Source organism: Bradyrhizobium sp. 2S1, from assembly GCF_011516625.5.
In the GTDB taxonomy this organism is placed as follows: domain Bacteria; phylum Pseudomonadota; class Alphaproteobacteria; order Rhizobiales; family Xanthobacteraceae; genus Bradyrhizobium; species Bradyrhizobium septentrionale.
On the sequence record NZ_CP147717.1, the window covers coordinates 4,682,238 to 4,697,204 of the forward strand.

The 14,967-nt window shown below is 61.1% G+C and carries 11 protein-coding genes and 5 pseudogenes; 6 read left to right on the forward strand and 10 right to left on the reverse strand.

All coding sequences use genetic code 11. The features are described 5' to 3' along the window. Positions 1 to 101 precede the first annotated feature (101 nt). From HAP54_RS22100 to HAP54_RS22120, 5 genes are all read right to left on the reverse strand, one after another. Complete coding sequence (locus tag HAP54_RS22100; protein ID WP_166303851.1) at positions 102 to 818, reverse strand: transposase; 717 nt, start codon at positions 816 to 818, stop codon at positions 102 to 104. A gap of 76 nt (positions 819 to 894) precedes the next feature. Next, entirely contained in the window at positions 895 to 2,568 is a 1,674-nt protein-coding gene (gene tnpC / locus HAP54_RS22105) for an IS66 family transposase (protein WP_166205228.1), read from the reverse strand. A gap of 46 nt (positions 2,569 to 2,614) precedes the next feature. Further along, positions 2,615 to 2,962 (reverse strand): IS66 family insertion sequence element accessory protein TnpB, encoded by a 348-nt coding sequence (gene tnpB, locus HAP54_RS22110; protein WP_063676425.1) that lies wholly within the window; start codon positions 2,960 to 2,962, stop codon positions 2,615 to 2,617. Continuing rightward, positions 2,959 to 3,354, reverse strand: coding sequence for an IS66-like element accessory protein TnpA (tnpA, locus tag HAP54_RS22115; RefSeq protein WP_166202956.1), 396 nt, complete (start codon positions 3,352 to 3,354; stop codon positions 2,959 to 2,961). The genes tnpB and tnpA overlap by 4 nt, the downstream gene beginning before the upstream one ends. Before the next feature lie 8 nt (positions 3,355 to 3,362). Next, positions 3,363 to 3,524, reverse strand: coding sequence for a hypothetical protein (locus tag HAP54_RS22120; protein ID WP_166303854.1), 162 nt, complete (start codon positions 3,522 to 3,524; stop codon positions 3,363 to 3,365). Between the two features lie 182 nt (positions 3,525 to 3,706). On the opposite strand from HAP54_RS22120, the gene istA reads away from it, so the two are divergent. After that, on the forward strand, positions 3,707 to 5,248 hold the full coding sequence (istA, locus tag HAP54_RS22125; protein ID WP_166303857.1) for an IS21 family transposase: 1,542 nt from the start codon (positions 3,707 to 3,709) through the stop codon (positions 5,246 to 5,248). 16 nt (positions 5,249 to 5,264) lie between these two features. Further along, positions 5,265 to 6,026: an IS21-like element helper ATPase IstB gene (gene istB / locus HAP54_RS22130; RefSeq protein ID WP_029085260.1), complete on the forward strand. Its 762-nt coding sequence runs from the start codon at positions 5,265 to 5,267 to the stop codon at positions 6,024 to 6,026. 101 nt (positions 6,027 to 6,127) lie between these two features. Here the strand turns inward: istB and HAP54_RS22135 are convergent. The 4 genes and pseudogenes from HAP54_RS22135 to HAP54_RS22150 form a co-directional block, all read right to left on the reverse strand. Continuing rightward, positions 6,128 to 6,643 (reverse strand): annotated as a pseudogene (locus tag HAP54_RS22135) (transposase); the annotation flags it as partial. Between the two features lie 456 nt (positions 6,644 to 7,099). Further along, positions 7,100 to 7,690, reverse strand: a complete 591-nt coding sequence (locus HAP54_RS22140) for a hypothetical protein (RefSeq protein ID WP_166303863.1) — start codon at positions 7,688 to 7,690, stop codon at positions 7,100 to 7,102. Positions 7,691 to 7,741: 51 nt separating this feature from the next. After that, entirely contained in the window at positions 7,742 to 8,110 is a 369-nt protein-coding gene (locus HAP54_RS22145; RefSeq protein ID WP_166303866.1) for a hypothetical protein, read from the reverse strand. After that, entirely contained in the window at positions 8,107 to 8,898 is a 792-nt protein-coding gene (locus HAP54_RS22150; RefSeq protein ID WP_166303869.1) for a hypothetical protein, read from the reverse strand. Before HAP54_RS22150 ends, HAP54_RS22145 begins: the two co-directional genes overlap by 4 nt. Positions 8,899 to 9,438: 540 nt before the next feature. Here HAP54_RS22150 and HAP54_RS22155 point away from each other — a divergent pair. Further along, a pseudogene (locus HAP54_RS22155) lies at positions 9,439 to 10,781 on the forward strand (IS1380-like element ISBdi2 family transposase). A 333-nt stretch (positions 10,782 to 11,114) separates the two neighbouring features. Next, positions 11,115 to 11,375 (forward strand): annotated as a pseudogene (locus HAP54_RS22160) (transposase); the annotation flags it as partial. Positions 11,376 to 11,377: 2 nt separating this feature from the next. Here HAP54_RS22160 and HAP54_RS22165 read toward each other — a convergent pair. Continuing rightward, positions 11,378 to 12,760, reverse strand: a complete 1,383-nt coding sequence (locus HAP54_RS22165; RefSeq protein ID WP_166298319.1) for an IS110 family transposase — start codon at positions 12,758 to 12,760, stop codon at positions 11,378 to 11,380. Positions 12,761 to 12,988: 228 nt separating this feature from the next. Between HAP54_RS22165 and HAP54_RS22170 the strand changes: the two are divergent. Next, positions 12,989 to 13,862 (forward strand): annotated as a pseudogene (locus HAP54_RS22170) (IS3 family transposase); the annotation flags it as partial. Between the two features lie 59 nt (positions 13,863 to 13,921). Further along, positions 13,922 to 14,959, forward strand: a pseudogene (locus HAP54_RS22175) (carbamoyltransferase HypF); the annotation flags it as partial. Between the last annotated feature and the right edge of the window lie 8 nt (positions 14,960 to 14,967).

Sequence of the window (14,967 nt, forward strand, 5' to 3'; positions counted from 1 at the left end):
CCACGCTCGCCAGCCTCTCAGGCGCCCTCTGACGAATAAGACGGGCTAGGAGCCCGTCCAGATATGTTTTCGTGACGGGCATTTGTTGTAGAGTAGCAGGCTCAGGCTGCGTTTGCGAGGTTGAACAGCTTGAGGAGGTTATGGACGGTGCAGATCATTGTCCACTCGGCGCGCACTTTCTCGATGCCCCGCAACAGGAACTGGCGGAAGCCTCTTGCCTGTTTGATCTGCCCGAACACCGGCTCCACCACTTGCTTTCGCAATCGGTAGGGTGTTTCGAAGCCGCCATCGTCGATCTTCTTTCGCATGGCCTGTGTCAGCGGGCCGCCGACTTTTCCGTTCGCTACTGTCGGGTGCTTGGCGCGACCGGGCGCGACATAGCCATCGATGCTGCGTGTGTCGAGCGCTTCGAGATTGGCTTCGCTGCAGTAGCCGGAATCCGCTGAGGCCTGCCGCGGCTTGCGGCCAAGATTGCTCTCGATGGCCTCGATCAGGGGCACCAACTGGCCCTGATCGCTGCCGTGCTGGGTCAGTTCTTGCGCGACAATGATCTGGGCATGTGCATCGACGGCCGCCTGGGCATTATAGGCCTGAACGAAGCCATCCTTCGACTTCATGATGCGGCTTTCCGGATCGGTGAAGTTGCGTTGCGCCTTGGGATTGGGTTCCTCCGATGGCAGCGCCGCCGGTTTGCCCGGCTTCTTGCGGCCTTCGGCCTGGCGCTGCTGTTCCTTTTCGGCCTCGATGCGGCGCTCTTCCTCCGCCGCCAGTTTGGCGTCCGCTTCCAGCGCCGCCATCGCTTGCTGGATCGTACGCATACGACGGAGGCCGCCTGATTGACGCATGCGCGCGGGCACGGCGAGGTCTATGATGGCATTGGGTGAAGGGTGAAGGTCAGGCGGCCTGCTGATTGGCTGGCTTGTCGGCCTGGCGCAGGAGCTTCCATTCCCAGGGCAAGAGCTCGTGCAGACGCGATGCGGGATGATCGGCGATACGGGCCAGGACGTCGGCGAGCCAGGCCTTGGGATCGACGTCGTTGAGGCGACAGGTCGTGATCATCGTCAGCATGATGGCGGCACGGTCGGCGCCGCGCTGGCTGCCGGCGAAGGTCCAGTTGCGCCTTCCCAAGGCGATGCCTCTCAATGCGCGCTCAGCGCAATTGTTGGTCAAGCAGATCCTGCCGTCGTCGAGGAAGCGGGCGAAGCCGTCCCAGCGCCTGAGCATGTAGTTAATCGGCTTCAGGACCTCGGAGGAACGCGAGAGGGTTTCGCGCTCGCGGAGCAGCCAGGCATGCATGTCCTCGAGAAGTGACTTACTCTGTTCCTGGCGAGCGGCACGCCGCTCGCCGGCACCGCGGCCGTTGATGGCGCGCTCGATCTCGAACAACGTATCGAGGCGTCTGACAGCCTCCAGCGCGATCGGGGAGACCGGTTTGCCTTTCTTGCCTTCCCGAGCATTTTTCTCGATATCAGCCAGCTCGAAGAAGCCCCGCCGCGCATGGGCCACGCAAAACGCCGGCGTAATCGGCAGCGCCTTCTTCTGCGGGTCGAACAGCGGCTCGAAGCCGCTGTAGCAATCCGCCTGCAAGATGCCGGCGAAGGCGGCCAGATGTCTCTGTGGATGCTCGCCTCGTCGGTCGCTCGAGGCGTAATAGACCGCTGCCGGCGGCGCAGGCCCGGCGAACGGCCGGTCATCCCGCACATAAGTCCAGATCCGCCCGGTCGTGCACTTGCCCTTCGCCAGAATACGGATGGTGGTGTCGTCGCCATGAAGGCGCTCGGCAGCGAGCACGTGGCGTTCGATCAAGTGGAAGAGCGGCATGACGGCGAAGGTCCCGTGGCCGACCTGGTCGGCCAGCGTCGACAACGGCAGGTCGATCCCCTCGGCCTTAAAGCGCGCACTCTGGCGGTTGAGCGGGATATGCATGCCGAACTTGTCGAACAGGATCGTCGCCAGCAATTGTGGGCCGATGAAGCCGCGCGGCGTGGCATGGAACGGCGCGGGCGGCTGGCTGATCTTCTCGCAATCGCGGCAGGTGAACTTCTCGCGTACCGTCTCGATCAGCTTGAAGCGGCGCGGAATCTCCTCCAGCGTCTTGGTCACATCCTCACCGATCTTCGCCAGCCGCGATCCACCGCAGCAGGCGCAGGTCGTTGGAGTCTCAATGACGACGCGCTCGCGTTCGATATCGTCAGGCCATGGCTTGCGCACCGGCCGCTTGCGCATGAAGGGGCGGACGTTCTGCGTCTTCGCCGCTGCGGCCTGTGCGGCAAGCTCATCCTCGCTCGCCGTGGTGACGAGTTCTTCGAGCTCCAACTCCAACTGCTCGAGCAGCCGTGCCGAGCGCTCGGATCGCTGCCCGTGCAGTTCGCGTTTCAGCTTCTCGATGCGCAACTCGAGATGAGCGATCAGCGCCTCGGTATCCGACAGTTTCGCCTGCGCATTCGCGGCTTGCGCCTGCCAGTTGGCGGCCTTCGCCTCGGCTTTCTGTCGCGCCTCACGCTCGGCCTGCAGCGCCGCCAGGGCACTGACAAGGTCCGATGGAAGATCATCCGGCTTCGATATCATGGAGCCATTGAATCAGATCAAGCAGCAGATTCAAACCGTAAAACGACTATCCGACCCGCGTCGGACGCTGGGTTTCTTGAGGGTTGCGCCAATCGATCCCGGACAACAGATAGCTCAACTGCGCCGGAGAGATCGTTACCGATTCACCAGCAACCGATGGCCAGATGAACCTGCCTCTCTCGAGTCTTTTGGTGAACAAGCAGGCGCCCTGGCCATCGTGCCAAATGACCTTCAATAGATCACCGCGTTTGCCCCGGAAGCAGAAAAGACCGCCGCCCATGGCGTCGCGCTTGAGCACTTCCTGCACGCGCAGAGCCAGGCTCGGAAAGCCGCACCGCATGTCGGTATGGCCCGTCGCCAGCCACACCCGCACGCCCGTCGGGATCGGGATCATCGGCGCGCCAGGCCCCGAGCAATTCGAACGACCGCCTCGATATCCGCACCGGGGCCGAAGACCACGCGCAGCCCCTGAGGGCTCACGATTTCGATCTGACCTGTCTCGACAGCTTCCGTCGTTGGCGGCGTACTTGCCGCAACTATCGCAGGGACGAATGTCGGGCCGATCGAATCCTCTTCGGCCGGATCATGACAGGTCCAAGCCTTGCGCCAGCTCAGCAGAAGCTGACGTGATATCCCATACCGGCGAGCCGTCGCCGACACCAGTCGTGGCCCCGAGAAGCTCTCCTCTACGATTCTGAGCTTCTCCGCACGCGTCCAGCGTCGCCGCCGACCGGTCTCCACCAAATCCATGCGGCTCAGCACCGCACTGTCCTTATGTCCGTCCATAAGGACAGTCAGCTACAGATCGGAAAAACTCGCAAGACGGCCGCCCTCGGACGGATACGCTGGATCTTCGCCAGCCGTTTCTGCTTGTCGACGGTCCAGTCCGGCAGTTCGTCGCTGTTGCCGAAAGTCTCATCCTCCGAGGCATCCGCCGCCTCGGCGGCCGCCAGCATGCGAGCGACTGCATGTTTCGCGGGATCGTGAGCACGGATTTCAGGGGATCGTGAGCAGAGATTTCAGACGATCGTGAGCACGGATTTCGCGGGATCGTGAGCAGCTTTTCAGCGGCTCAGCCCGCTTCGGCCGACAACTCAACCGGCTTAGGAACTGCCTCGTCAGTGAACGAGGAAGGCCGATGCCCACCCAGAGATTGTCGATGCGCCGGATCAAAGAGGTTCTCCGCTTAAAACATGTTCAAGGCTTGCCGGAGCGAGCCATCGCGCGCACCCTGGGCATCAGCAACGGAGCCGTGCACAGCTATCTGCGCCGAGCCGGGGCTGCCGGACTGAACTGGCCGTTGCCGGTCGGAATGACCGACGAAGACCTGGAGCTGCTGCTTTTCCCTGCGCCGAGGCCTGCGTCACAGAGCCCACAGCGGCCCGTTCCCGACTGGGGCTATGTCGACAAGGAGCTGCGCCGGCGCAACGTGACCCGCCGGCTGCTGTGGGACGAGTATAGCGCCAGCCATCCCGATGGATTCGGCTACACATGGTTCTGCACGACCTACGAGGCCTGGAAGGGGCGAGCCCGGCCTTCGATGCGGCAGACCCATCTGGGCGGCGAGAAGGTTTTCGTGGATTTCGCCGGCGACACCATCGACGTCATCGCCCCCTCAAGTGGGGAAGTGCAGTCGATGAAGCTGTTCGTCGCAGCGATGGGCGCCTCCAACTATACCTACGCCGAGGCCTGCCCAAGCGAGGGGCTCGCCGACTGGATCCGGGTCCACATCAACCTTTTCGCCTTCCTCGGCGGCGCGCCGACATTCGTGGTCTGCGACAATCTCAAGGCCGCCGTCACCAATCCCGACCGCCACGATCCTGGCCTCAACCGAACCTATGCCGAGATGGCGAGCCATTACGGCACGGCCATTCTCGCAGCCCGGCCGCGGCGCCCAAAAGATAAGGCAAAGGTCGAAGTTGCGGTGCAAGTCGCCCAGAGATGGATTTTGGCGCGGCTGCGCAACCAACGCTTCTTTTCGTTGGCGGAGCTGAACGCAGCCATCAAAATACTCGTCGTCGAACTCAATGCCCGGCAGATGCGCGACTTTGGCGCCAGCCGCGCCGAACTGTTCTCCGAACTCGACAAGCCCAAGCTCACAAAGCTGCCGGATCAGGCTTACGCTTTCGCGCGCTGGAAGCGATGCCGGGTCGGCCCCGACTATCATATCGAGATCGATGGACACTGGTATTCCACGCCATATCGGCTCATCCGTGAGCTTGTCGATGCCCGCATCGACGACAGGACGGTCGAGATCTTCCACAACGGCCGCAGGATCGCCAGCCACGCCCGCGCGCCCAACCGGCGGGGCCACACCACCACCGCCGACCACATGCCCAGCGCCCATCGGCGCTACGGCCAATGGACGCCCGCCGGAGTGATCGCCGCCGGCGAGCGGATCGGTCCGTCGACCGCCGCCTTCTTCCAGGCCGTGATCGCGGCCCGGCCGCATCCCGAGCAAGGCTTTCGCACCTGCCTCGGCATTCTGTCGCTGGCCAAAAGCTACAGCGCCGAGCGCGTCGACGCGGCCTGCCGGCGCGGCATTCTGATCAAGGCGCGATCCGTCGCCTCGATCCGCTCCATCCTCCAGAACGGCCTGGATCGCACCTTTCTCGACGAGCCCTCCGAACCCCAACCCCTGCGCCACGGCAACATCCGCGGCCGGGATTATTTCCACTGAAGCCAAGGAGACCTGTATGCTCACCCATCCCACCCACGAACGCCTGATCGAGCTCGGCTTGAGCGGCATGGCCAAGGCCTTCGAGGAGCAGCGACGATCACCTGATCTCGAAGCCTTGCCGTTCGAAGATCGCATCGGCCTGCTGGTCGACCGGGAAGCCGCGGAACGCGACACCAGGCGGCTCACTACGCGCCTCAAGCTGGCCGCGCTCCGCCAGAATGCTTGCTTGGAGGACGTCGATTTGCGCACGCCGCGGGGTATCGACCGGGCCGTCTTCGCCAAGCTGGTCAGCGGCGACTGGATCGATCGCCACGAGAATTTGCTCATAACCGGAGCGACCGGATTGGGCAAAAGTTGGTTAGCCTGTGCCCTCGGCCACAAGGCCTGCCGCGACAATCGCTCGGTTCTCTATCATCGCGTCCCAAGATTGTTCGAAGCGTTGGCACTCGCGCGGGGGGATGGACGTTATGCCCGCTTGCTCAAAACCCTTGGCCGCGCCCAGCTTCTGATTTTGGACGATTGGGGATTGTCAGTGCTCACCGCTGCCGAACGGCGCGATCTACTGGAAGTCCTTGAGGACCGCCATGGCCGCGCCTCCACCATCGTAACCAGCCAACTCCCTGTGGACACATGGCACGAAGTTATCGGAGACCCAACCTACGCCGACGCTGTCCTCGATCGCCTCGTCCATAACGCTCACCGCCTCCAGCTTGCCGGCGAAAGCATGCGAAAACGCAACGCCAGAACCATCACCCTTGACGAGCAGCCAGAACGCTGACTCTATCACCGCCTCGGCCGGAGCGGGCTGCTCACGATCGTCTGAATTCGCCGCTCATGATCGCGCGAAATCGCTGCTCACCATCACTGAAATATGCAAGCGACCTCGGCCTTCAATTCCGCCTCGCGCTTCTTCATGCGCTCATAACTCATCGCCTTGTGTTTCGACGCGTTCGCCTTGATCTTCGTACCATCCAGCGCGACATGACCGAGCTTGACCAGCCCGGCCGTCTCGCACAACTTCAGAACCTGCACGAATAGCGCGCCGAGCGCCTTCAAATGTCGCTTGCGAAAGTCGCAGATCGTCCGAAAATCCGGCGCATCCAGCGCCACGATCATCACAAAATCGTTCCGCTCCCGGCAGGCCTTGGCAATCCGACGCGACGAATACAGCCCACTCGCATAGCTATGCAGCAGCAGCGCCACCATCATCCGCGGATCAAACGGCGGCTGCCCAAGCCCGCTCACATAGCTGCCCATGATCTCCCTGAGATCGAGGCTCTCCCGCACCAGATCAACCATAAACCGCGAGACATGGCCTTTCGGCACGAAGTCCTGCACATTCGGCGGCAGAAGCAGCGTCTGATCGATGTTCCAAGGCCGAAAATACTTGCTCATCGCCCAATGTTGAATCAGACCCGACCAGATTTGAACAGCGACTATCCAGACAAGCTCCTAGGTCGGGGACTCTCGGACTCTCCAGGCTTTGCAGGCTAGGTCGGCACCGGAATTGCAGCGCCAGTCCTGTGCCGCTTTTCCACTACAAGCTGATCGATAGTCGGATTGTGACGGATCGAGGAGGCCAGATCTCCTTGATGCAATATCTGCGTAGATCGAGGCGATTACTTCAAGCGCGAGTACCAGCGACGGCCGCCTGATGCTCGAGAGCAAGGATGACATGCGCAAGCGCGGGATGCCTAGCCCGGACGAGGGTGACGCAGTGGCGCTGACGTTCTCGGAGCCTGGTGGGGGCCCCGGTGGTGAGTAACAGCAACTTCAATCGGCCGCTCGAGTATCAGGACATGGGAATCTGCTGACCGGGCCGGACGGCAAACGCGTGCCTTCTTGCACGCTTTACCCGACGAACGAGTTAATTCTCCAACGAAGATCGGACAAAAGCTTTGAGGCTGTCATATCGTGCAATTCGACCTTTGGTTCAGTCGTCATCGCGACGTTAGCGAGGGATGTCCGTAGCTCTGAAGACGGAGGCATGCCGACCGTAGTGGCGAGCACTTTAACGGCGCGTCGCTGCTGTAAACTGTGGTTTGCCAGTAGGCTCATGTTCTGTGGATGAAATCCAAACCCAAGATAAATCACCAGCTGAGCAGCTTCCCACGCTGCAGAAAACTTTTGCGGGTCATGCATCACCTCAATGTCGGTGAGAGTACGAATTCTATCAATTTGACCCCATAAGTTGTTTTGCGGCGCCGCGCCGAAGACGAGATTGCTTCCTGAATCCCGAAATATTGGTCCTAGCCCTCCATAAGGCCGAATGATGTTCAGATTCTCTATCGCAGCTTGTGCATCGGGTAACGTGACCTCAAGTCGCCGAAGTGACCAGAAGAGATAATGCTCGATGCACCGGTCATAGTTGAAAATGACAAACGTGATATTCTTAAAGGCATGCTCGACGATCTGACTTAGCTTATAGCCAGTGATTGCCATGGAGAAGATCTGTTCTATCCATCCGTCTCGCCCTGCATCATGTTCTAAGCCCTAGCGCGATTGAACCCGCAGTGGAGATGATGCCTCTGCCATGAGAATAGCGCGCATGATGCAAAGTTTTCCGACCTTCACGCATTCGGGATGTTCTCCCAGGAGGTACAACGCATCGTCGATCGAGGCTGTAGAGGCAATCACGTACGACAGCTTCTTGGCTGCTGCTATGATCGCTTCACTGTCGGAGGATGGGCGGAAAAAATCGTCCAAGAGTTCACGGCTTCCTCGAATCAGCACATCATCGCTGTCCCAATTCATGCCGGTATCACGAGCAATCCCAGCGGCGAGTTCGCCGCCAAGTGGTAATTTGTATTGATCGTAGCTGGCGCCGGCGCCTACAACGAGGACGAGTGGTTTGCTGATCATTTCGTCGAACTCAACGTTGCATCTATATTTGATCCCAGGTTTTCGACCTTAGCGACGGCCTCGCTGCTGCTCCAGACAGAACCCATTGCAATGAGCGAGTTTCGAAACGCAAAAGCGAAGGCTGAGAACTCCTCCGCGTGGTCAACGCCATATTTGAATATGAACTGATCAGAGAGATCTTGATTGCCTCTTTTGACGATTCCTCGGCCATTTAACGCCGAGATGAACTGCTCGATTTCTTTCGCCCGGTCAGCATAGGCATTCGTAAACCAGACAAGAGTCACTGCTGCTCCCGCAGCCGCGATCCTGCCAGAATGCTTGTAGTGCAAGGCGACTAACAATTTCCTGAAGACGTTCTCAATGGCGTCAATGGCAAAGTCGCTGCCAGTAACCATCTTCAGGTCGCTGAGCACATACCCTGGCGGTCTTTGGACACCTTCATCTTTCAGAAACGAGCGCTTCTCGTTGCTGGTCATCGGGCGCACCAGGCTTGGGAAGTTGTTGCCCATCGAGGTGAAATATTTCCGTAGATCCTCTTGGTAAACTTCGAGGTCATCTCGCGTGTCGCGCAGCCTAACCAGAACGGCCATGGCATTCTCATGATGGCGGCTGCTCTGATTGCACGCGGCACAGGCAGGAAATTCGAAATCTTCCGGACCAACCCGACCGTTAAACAAGGCGCGTGCCGGCTGGTGATCAATGTCAGCCGTACGCTCGTTGCCCCCGCAAAAACAGCAGCGCGGATGAAGCGCCAGAAACCGCGCTTTTCGAATCTTCTTTTGCCCCATTGCGGCCTCCCATCGGACTCAACCCCAACGGGCAGGCGAACGCAATTCCTCCCTGGAAGGGAGGGGATGGATTTTTTAGCAAATCAGGTGCAGGCTGTCCGTGGGCCTAGTAGATCAACGAGCGGCGCGGCAACGCCTTCAGCGTTCACGGCATGAAATGGGACGGGATAACGATAGCCGGTTGCGCCACAATTGCACTTTCCGTGCTGATCTTAGTTTTCATCCTGACGATGTAGTCGAGCGCCCCTCTGCAAGAGGAAGTGAGCAATTTTGCTCAGACGAGAGCTGAGCCGTGTGCTGATTTAGCAAGCACCGGAGGATTGCTCTATGCCAGAGATTTTCTTTCGCATCGGCATTGTCGTGCTGGGAATTTGCCCGGTCGCCCTTGCTGCATTTGCTTTGTTCATCTGACTACCTAGCCCGTCTTATTCGTCAGAGTGCGCCTGAGAGGCTGGCGAGCGTGGTGTAAAGCGCTGATGCGGCGTAGGATTCGGTTGCAAAGCCAACCCCATCACCTCAACCGCGAACGCCAGGCCCGCCATGACCGATGATACTTTCTGCCCTTCTCGTTTCCAGCCGTTCACGCCAAGAAAGTCACAGCTGCCTTCGATGGCGGTCGGCTGACCTCGAACGGGGGCGTGATGCTTCTGGCGATGGCCGAGCGGCGTCTCGGCTTGGCCGACAATTTGGCCCGGGTGTTCCCGGATCGGCGCGATCCGACGCGGGTCGTGCACAGCCTTGTCGATATGTTCCGCGCGCGCATGTTCGCGATCTGCTGCGGCTACGAGGACGCCGACGACCTCGATCATCTGCGGTCCGATCCCGCATTCAAGCTGGCCTGCGGACGGCTGCCGGACACGGGTCGCGATCTGTGTTCCCAACCGACGCTGTCGCGGCTGGAGAATGCTCCGCGCCTGCGCGACGTGATCCGACTGACCTACACTTTGGTCGACGCATGGATGGATAGCTACCCGCGCGAGCCGGCATCCGTCACGCTCGACATCGATGATACCTGCGATGTCGTCCACGGCCATCAGCAGCTCTCGCTGTTCAACGCTCATTATGACGAACGCTGCTTCCTGCCGATCCACGTCTACGACACGGAGAAGAGCCGGCCCGTGGCGGTCGTGCTGCGGCCCGGCAAGACGCCGGGCGGCGTCGAGGTGCGTGCCCATCTGCGCCGCCTGATACGGCATATCCGGACGCGGTGGCACAACACGCGAATCACGTTCCGTGGCGACGGGCACTATGCCCGGCCGGAGGCCATGGCGTGGTGCGAGACCAACGGCATCGACTACATCTTCGGTCTGTCCGGCACCAAGCCGCTCGCCAGAAAAGTCGACGAGGCCGCCGACGACATCCGCACGCGACGCGCCATCGAGAACCTGCCGGTTCTGCGTGGCTATACCGAGACGCGCCACAAGGCCAAGTCCTGGGATCGCGAACGGCGTACCGTCGCCCGTATTGAGGCGACGATGCTCGGCCTCGACATCCGTTTCGTCGTCACCAGCCTCGATGTCGGCTCGGCCGAGTGGATCTACGACAGCCTGTATTGCGCGCGCGGCCAAGCCGAGAATCTGATCAAGCTGCATAAGACACAGCTCGCCTCCGATCGCACCAGCTGCCGTTCGGCGCTCGCCAATCAAGTCCGCCTCGTTCTCCACACCGCCGCTTATTGGCTGATGCTGACCGTGCGCGACGCGATTCCCAAAGCCCGGGAATTGGCCACAGCCGAGTTCGCGACGCTGCGTCTTCGTCTCTTGAAACTCGCTGCCCGTGTGGTCGAGACCACGAGCCGCATTCGCCTTGCGTTTGCCGCGGCATGTCCCGAAGCCGACCTGATCCGCGGCTTGCCAGGCGCGCTGCTGCCTCTCGGTCCTTGACCGGCGGGGCGTCCGCCCCCCGTTCGCCCAACCTACACCTCAAGCGCGTTGCAAAGTACGGGTCGGTCAGGCGGTGAAAAGCCGAAGGCAATCCCGCGCGCCTCGTCAGAGCAGATGTGCGGCCACATCAATCGGACTAAAAAAAGCACTCTCACGAATAGGACGGGCTAGCCCGCCCGCACCAAACGGGCTGGTAGATGGCCCCAGCAACCGCCTGCCCCTACAGGCCCCAAGGTTGCTGGGGCCAGAGCCGGCCCCGGAATTCTGCACAGGGCGATAAGTGGAGTTTCTGGCTGACAGCGGGCACGCTGTGCCTGCGAATCAGGAGCGACAATGAGCAGAAGAACACGCCGGAACCACACACCGGCCTTCAAGGCGAAGGTGGCGCTCGCCGCCGTGAAGGGCGATCGAACGCTGGCTCAGCTTGCCGAGCAGTTCGACGTCCACCCCAATCAGATCACGGCGTGGAAGGCTCAGCTTGAAAGCAAGGCCGCCGATGCGTTCGGTCCCGGCGGCGGCTCCGGAGCGGAGCAAGCAGCCATCGACGTGAAGTCGCTGCACGCCAAGATCGGCGAACTGACGCTGGAGAACGATTCCTAAGAAACGGCAGCATCTACTTTTGGCTCCAAGGGATGGAGAACAAAGCCGAATGCCTTGGCACGCCGATGCAAATTGTTGACCACTCGCGTCCGGTAACGCGTCTCGTAGGACGAGGCCCCGGGATCGACATAGTCCATTCCGTATCGCACAGCATTGTAGAACAGAACTGCGATCTTCCGGGCCGTGGCGGTCACGGCCTTGGCCTTGCCGATGCGCGCTGAGAGCCGTCTATAAAAGGCGCCGAGCGCAGTGTCTGTACGACCCACGGTCACGGCAGCAAGGCGCAGAAGTGCCGCCGCTCGGCCGCCGGATCGGCGCGTTCGGGACGAGAGCATTTTGCCGCCGGAGACCTTGTTGCTCGGCGCCAGTCCCAGCCAGGAGGTAAAATGCTTTGCACTTGGCCACGAGGAGAGGTCGTCGCCGCATTCAGCGATCAGCTTCAGCGAGAGGTAAGGACCGAGGCCGTCGATCGCGGTGAGGTCCTTTCCGAGCAACGCGAACAGCGCCTCGCGGACATCGAAAGCTGGAGCGTTCGCCTGATCGGTTCGATTCCGACGCCGCGAGACCCGCGGCGCTGATCCGTGGCCATGCCCCCGATGGAAGCTCAGTTCCTTCAACACGGCTTCAATTCGGGCGTCGCAGGCAGATGCCTTCTCGTGGTAGGCGTCGTAAAGCGCAAGTGCCTGCTCGAGCGCAAACAGATGCTCGGCGCGGTAGCTTCCGGTGAGCGCCTTCGCGATCGTCTCGGCGCTGGAGCGGCAACTATAATGGCGCAAGCACGCCAGCGCCTCAGGATCGCGCTCGCCGGCAAGGATCGCCCGTATGATACGCAGGCCGGTCACGCCGGTGATGTCGGTGACGACGTGGTGCAGCTGAAGATTCATCTCCGTCAAGGCCTTCTGCATATGCTGGATGTGTGAGGCCGCGTACTCCAGCAGACGCTCGCGCTGACGCACGTAGGCTCGCAGCTCGGCAATCTGCCCTTTGGGCCGAAAGCTGGCCCGCAGCAACCCGAATGAATGGAGCCGCTGCAGCCATTGCGCATCGCTGACATCGGTCTTGCGCCCCGGCACGTGCTTGGCATCGCGCGCGTTGACAAGAAACACGTTAAATCCCCGGGCATCGAGAAGCTCGAAGATCGGAATCCAGTAGACGCTGGTCGATTCCATGACGACAGTCTCGACGCCGCATTCAGTAAACCAGTCGACTAGCCGATGCAGATCAGCCGTGAAGGTACCGAAGCTGCGGACTGGCTCCGGTGCGCGATCTGCCCTCACGGCAGCCATGTGCATAGTCGCTCCGACGTCGATGGCAGCCGCGTCCGGGTGCACCATCTGCATCTTACCTCCGTTCCTCGACTTCGATCTTTTGGGGTTCATCTCTAATCCTCCTGCTGACGGCGGCGGAAGGGCTGGGCTGCGCTATACGTCAGATTCCTAAACGGGATCGCCGGATGGCGTCACCACTCTCAAGTGCGCGACAACCCATGGACCAGGTTTTTTAACGGGGTCACGTGCCACCAAAATCGTATCGGCCGCTCCCTCCCGGTCGGCAATCTAGCGCCGGTCCGTTTCTATCCCACAGGGGGAGCGCATCGCCGCGCATAGTTTTTTAGAAGGAGCGCTCACCAAGGCGGGATTGCTGAGCGCAAAGCGATGATCGACCGTGAGCACGAGCTGTCGATCACCAGGCAGGCGGAGGCTTTGAACATCAGCCGCGGCAGCGTGTACTACCTGCCGCGGCCGGTGCCGGACGCCGACCTTGCGATCATGCAGCGCCTCGACCGGCTGCATCTGGAGTTCCCTTTTGCCGGCTCTCGCATGTTGCGAGGGCTGCTGGCTGCCGATGGGTGCAAGATCGGCCGTCGGCATGTGAAGACGTTGATGCGGCGGATGGGGATAGAAGCGCTCTATCGCCGTCCACGCACGACAAAGCCCGAGCCGGGCCACAAGATCTACCCGTAGCTGCTGCGCGGGATGGAGATCACGCGGCCGAACCAGGTGTGGGCGATGGACATCACCTACATCCCGATGGCGCGAGGCTTCGTCTATCTGGCGGTTGTGCTCGACTGGTTCAGCCGCCGCGTGCTGTCGTGGCGCGTATCGATCACCATGGAGGCGGCGTTCTGTGTCGCGACGCTTCAGGATGCCCTGGCTCGTCACGGCAAGCCGGACGTCTTCAATACGGATCAGGGCTCGCAGTTCACCGGACAGGCTTTTAACGGCGTGCTCGCCGACAACGGCATTGCGATCAGCATGGACGGCAAGGGAGCCTGGCGGGACAACGTGTTTGTCGAACGGCTATGGCGCAGCGTCAAATACGAGGAGGCATCTGCGGGCCTATGACAGCGTCAGCGAGGCCCTCGCGTCGATCGGCCGATACCTCGACTTCTACAACGGTCGGCGCCCGCATTCGAGCCTTGACGGCGTCACCCCCGATCAAGCCTACTTCAACCCGCTGCCACTCCGCTTGGCAGCCTAACCATGGCAGAGGCTCCACTTATCGACGCGGAAAATCTGTTCAGACAACCGGAGCCAGCTCAGTCGACCATCACCGTCACGCGGAACAACGAAGCGTTCGTCTCCCAGCATATTGGCGATCTCGATACGGCCGAAAGCATTCGTGTGTTTGAAGAGACGATTCGTCATCTCACATCGATTCTTGACGTCGAACCTGCCATCATCGCCCATGATCTGCATCCCAATATGGCGTCCACGCGCTTTGCGGAGGCAAGCGGCCGCGCGCTGGTCGCTGTCCAGCATCACCACGCGCATGCTGCCGCCGTCATCGCTGAGCACGGTCATGCGGGACCTACGCTTGCCCTGGTGCTCGACGGCCATGGCTTTGGCTCGGACGGCGGAAACTGGGGTGGCGAGCTGTTGTTGTGCGAAGGAACGAGGTGTCGGCGCATCGGACATTTCGCTCCTCTGCAAATGCCTGGTGGAGATCGTGCAGCGCGCGAGCCGTGGCGCATGGCGAGCGCAATGTTGCAGTTGCTTGGCAGGGGAACCGAAATCGGCCATCGCTTTGCAGCGCAACGCCAGTCTGAGCGCGTGCGCGCATTGCTAAATCAGCAGGGCGGGACCATCACAACCAGCGCGGGCCGGTTGTTTGATGCGGCGGCGGCGCTGCTGGGCATTGCGAGTTTGCAGAGCTATGAGGGCGAGGCCGCAATGAAGCTCGAGGCGCTGGTGCGGCGGACTGAGATTCTCGATGCCGGCTGGACGATGGATGGCGGCGTGCTGTCGCTTCGTCCGCTTTTTGAGCACTTGATTACAGACAACGTAGGCGCCACGGACGGAGCGGGGCTGTTTCATGGCACTCTCGCCGCCGCTTGCATTGACTGGGTCACGCGCTTTGCGCGAACAACCGGCGTCAATACCGTCGTCCTAAGCGGCGGCTGCTTTTTGAACGCGGTGCTGGCTGACCAAATTACGCGCGGGTGCAGCAGCGCCGGTCTCACCCCGCTGATGCCACGGCAGGTACCTCCCAATGATGGCGGTTTGAGCCTTGGCCAGGCGTGGATTGCCGCCCTGCGGATTGCTGAACAGCCGTCAGCCCTGGAAGGAACAGTCTGATATGTGTC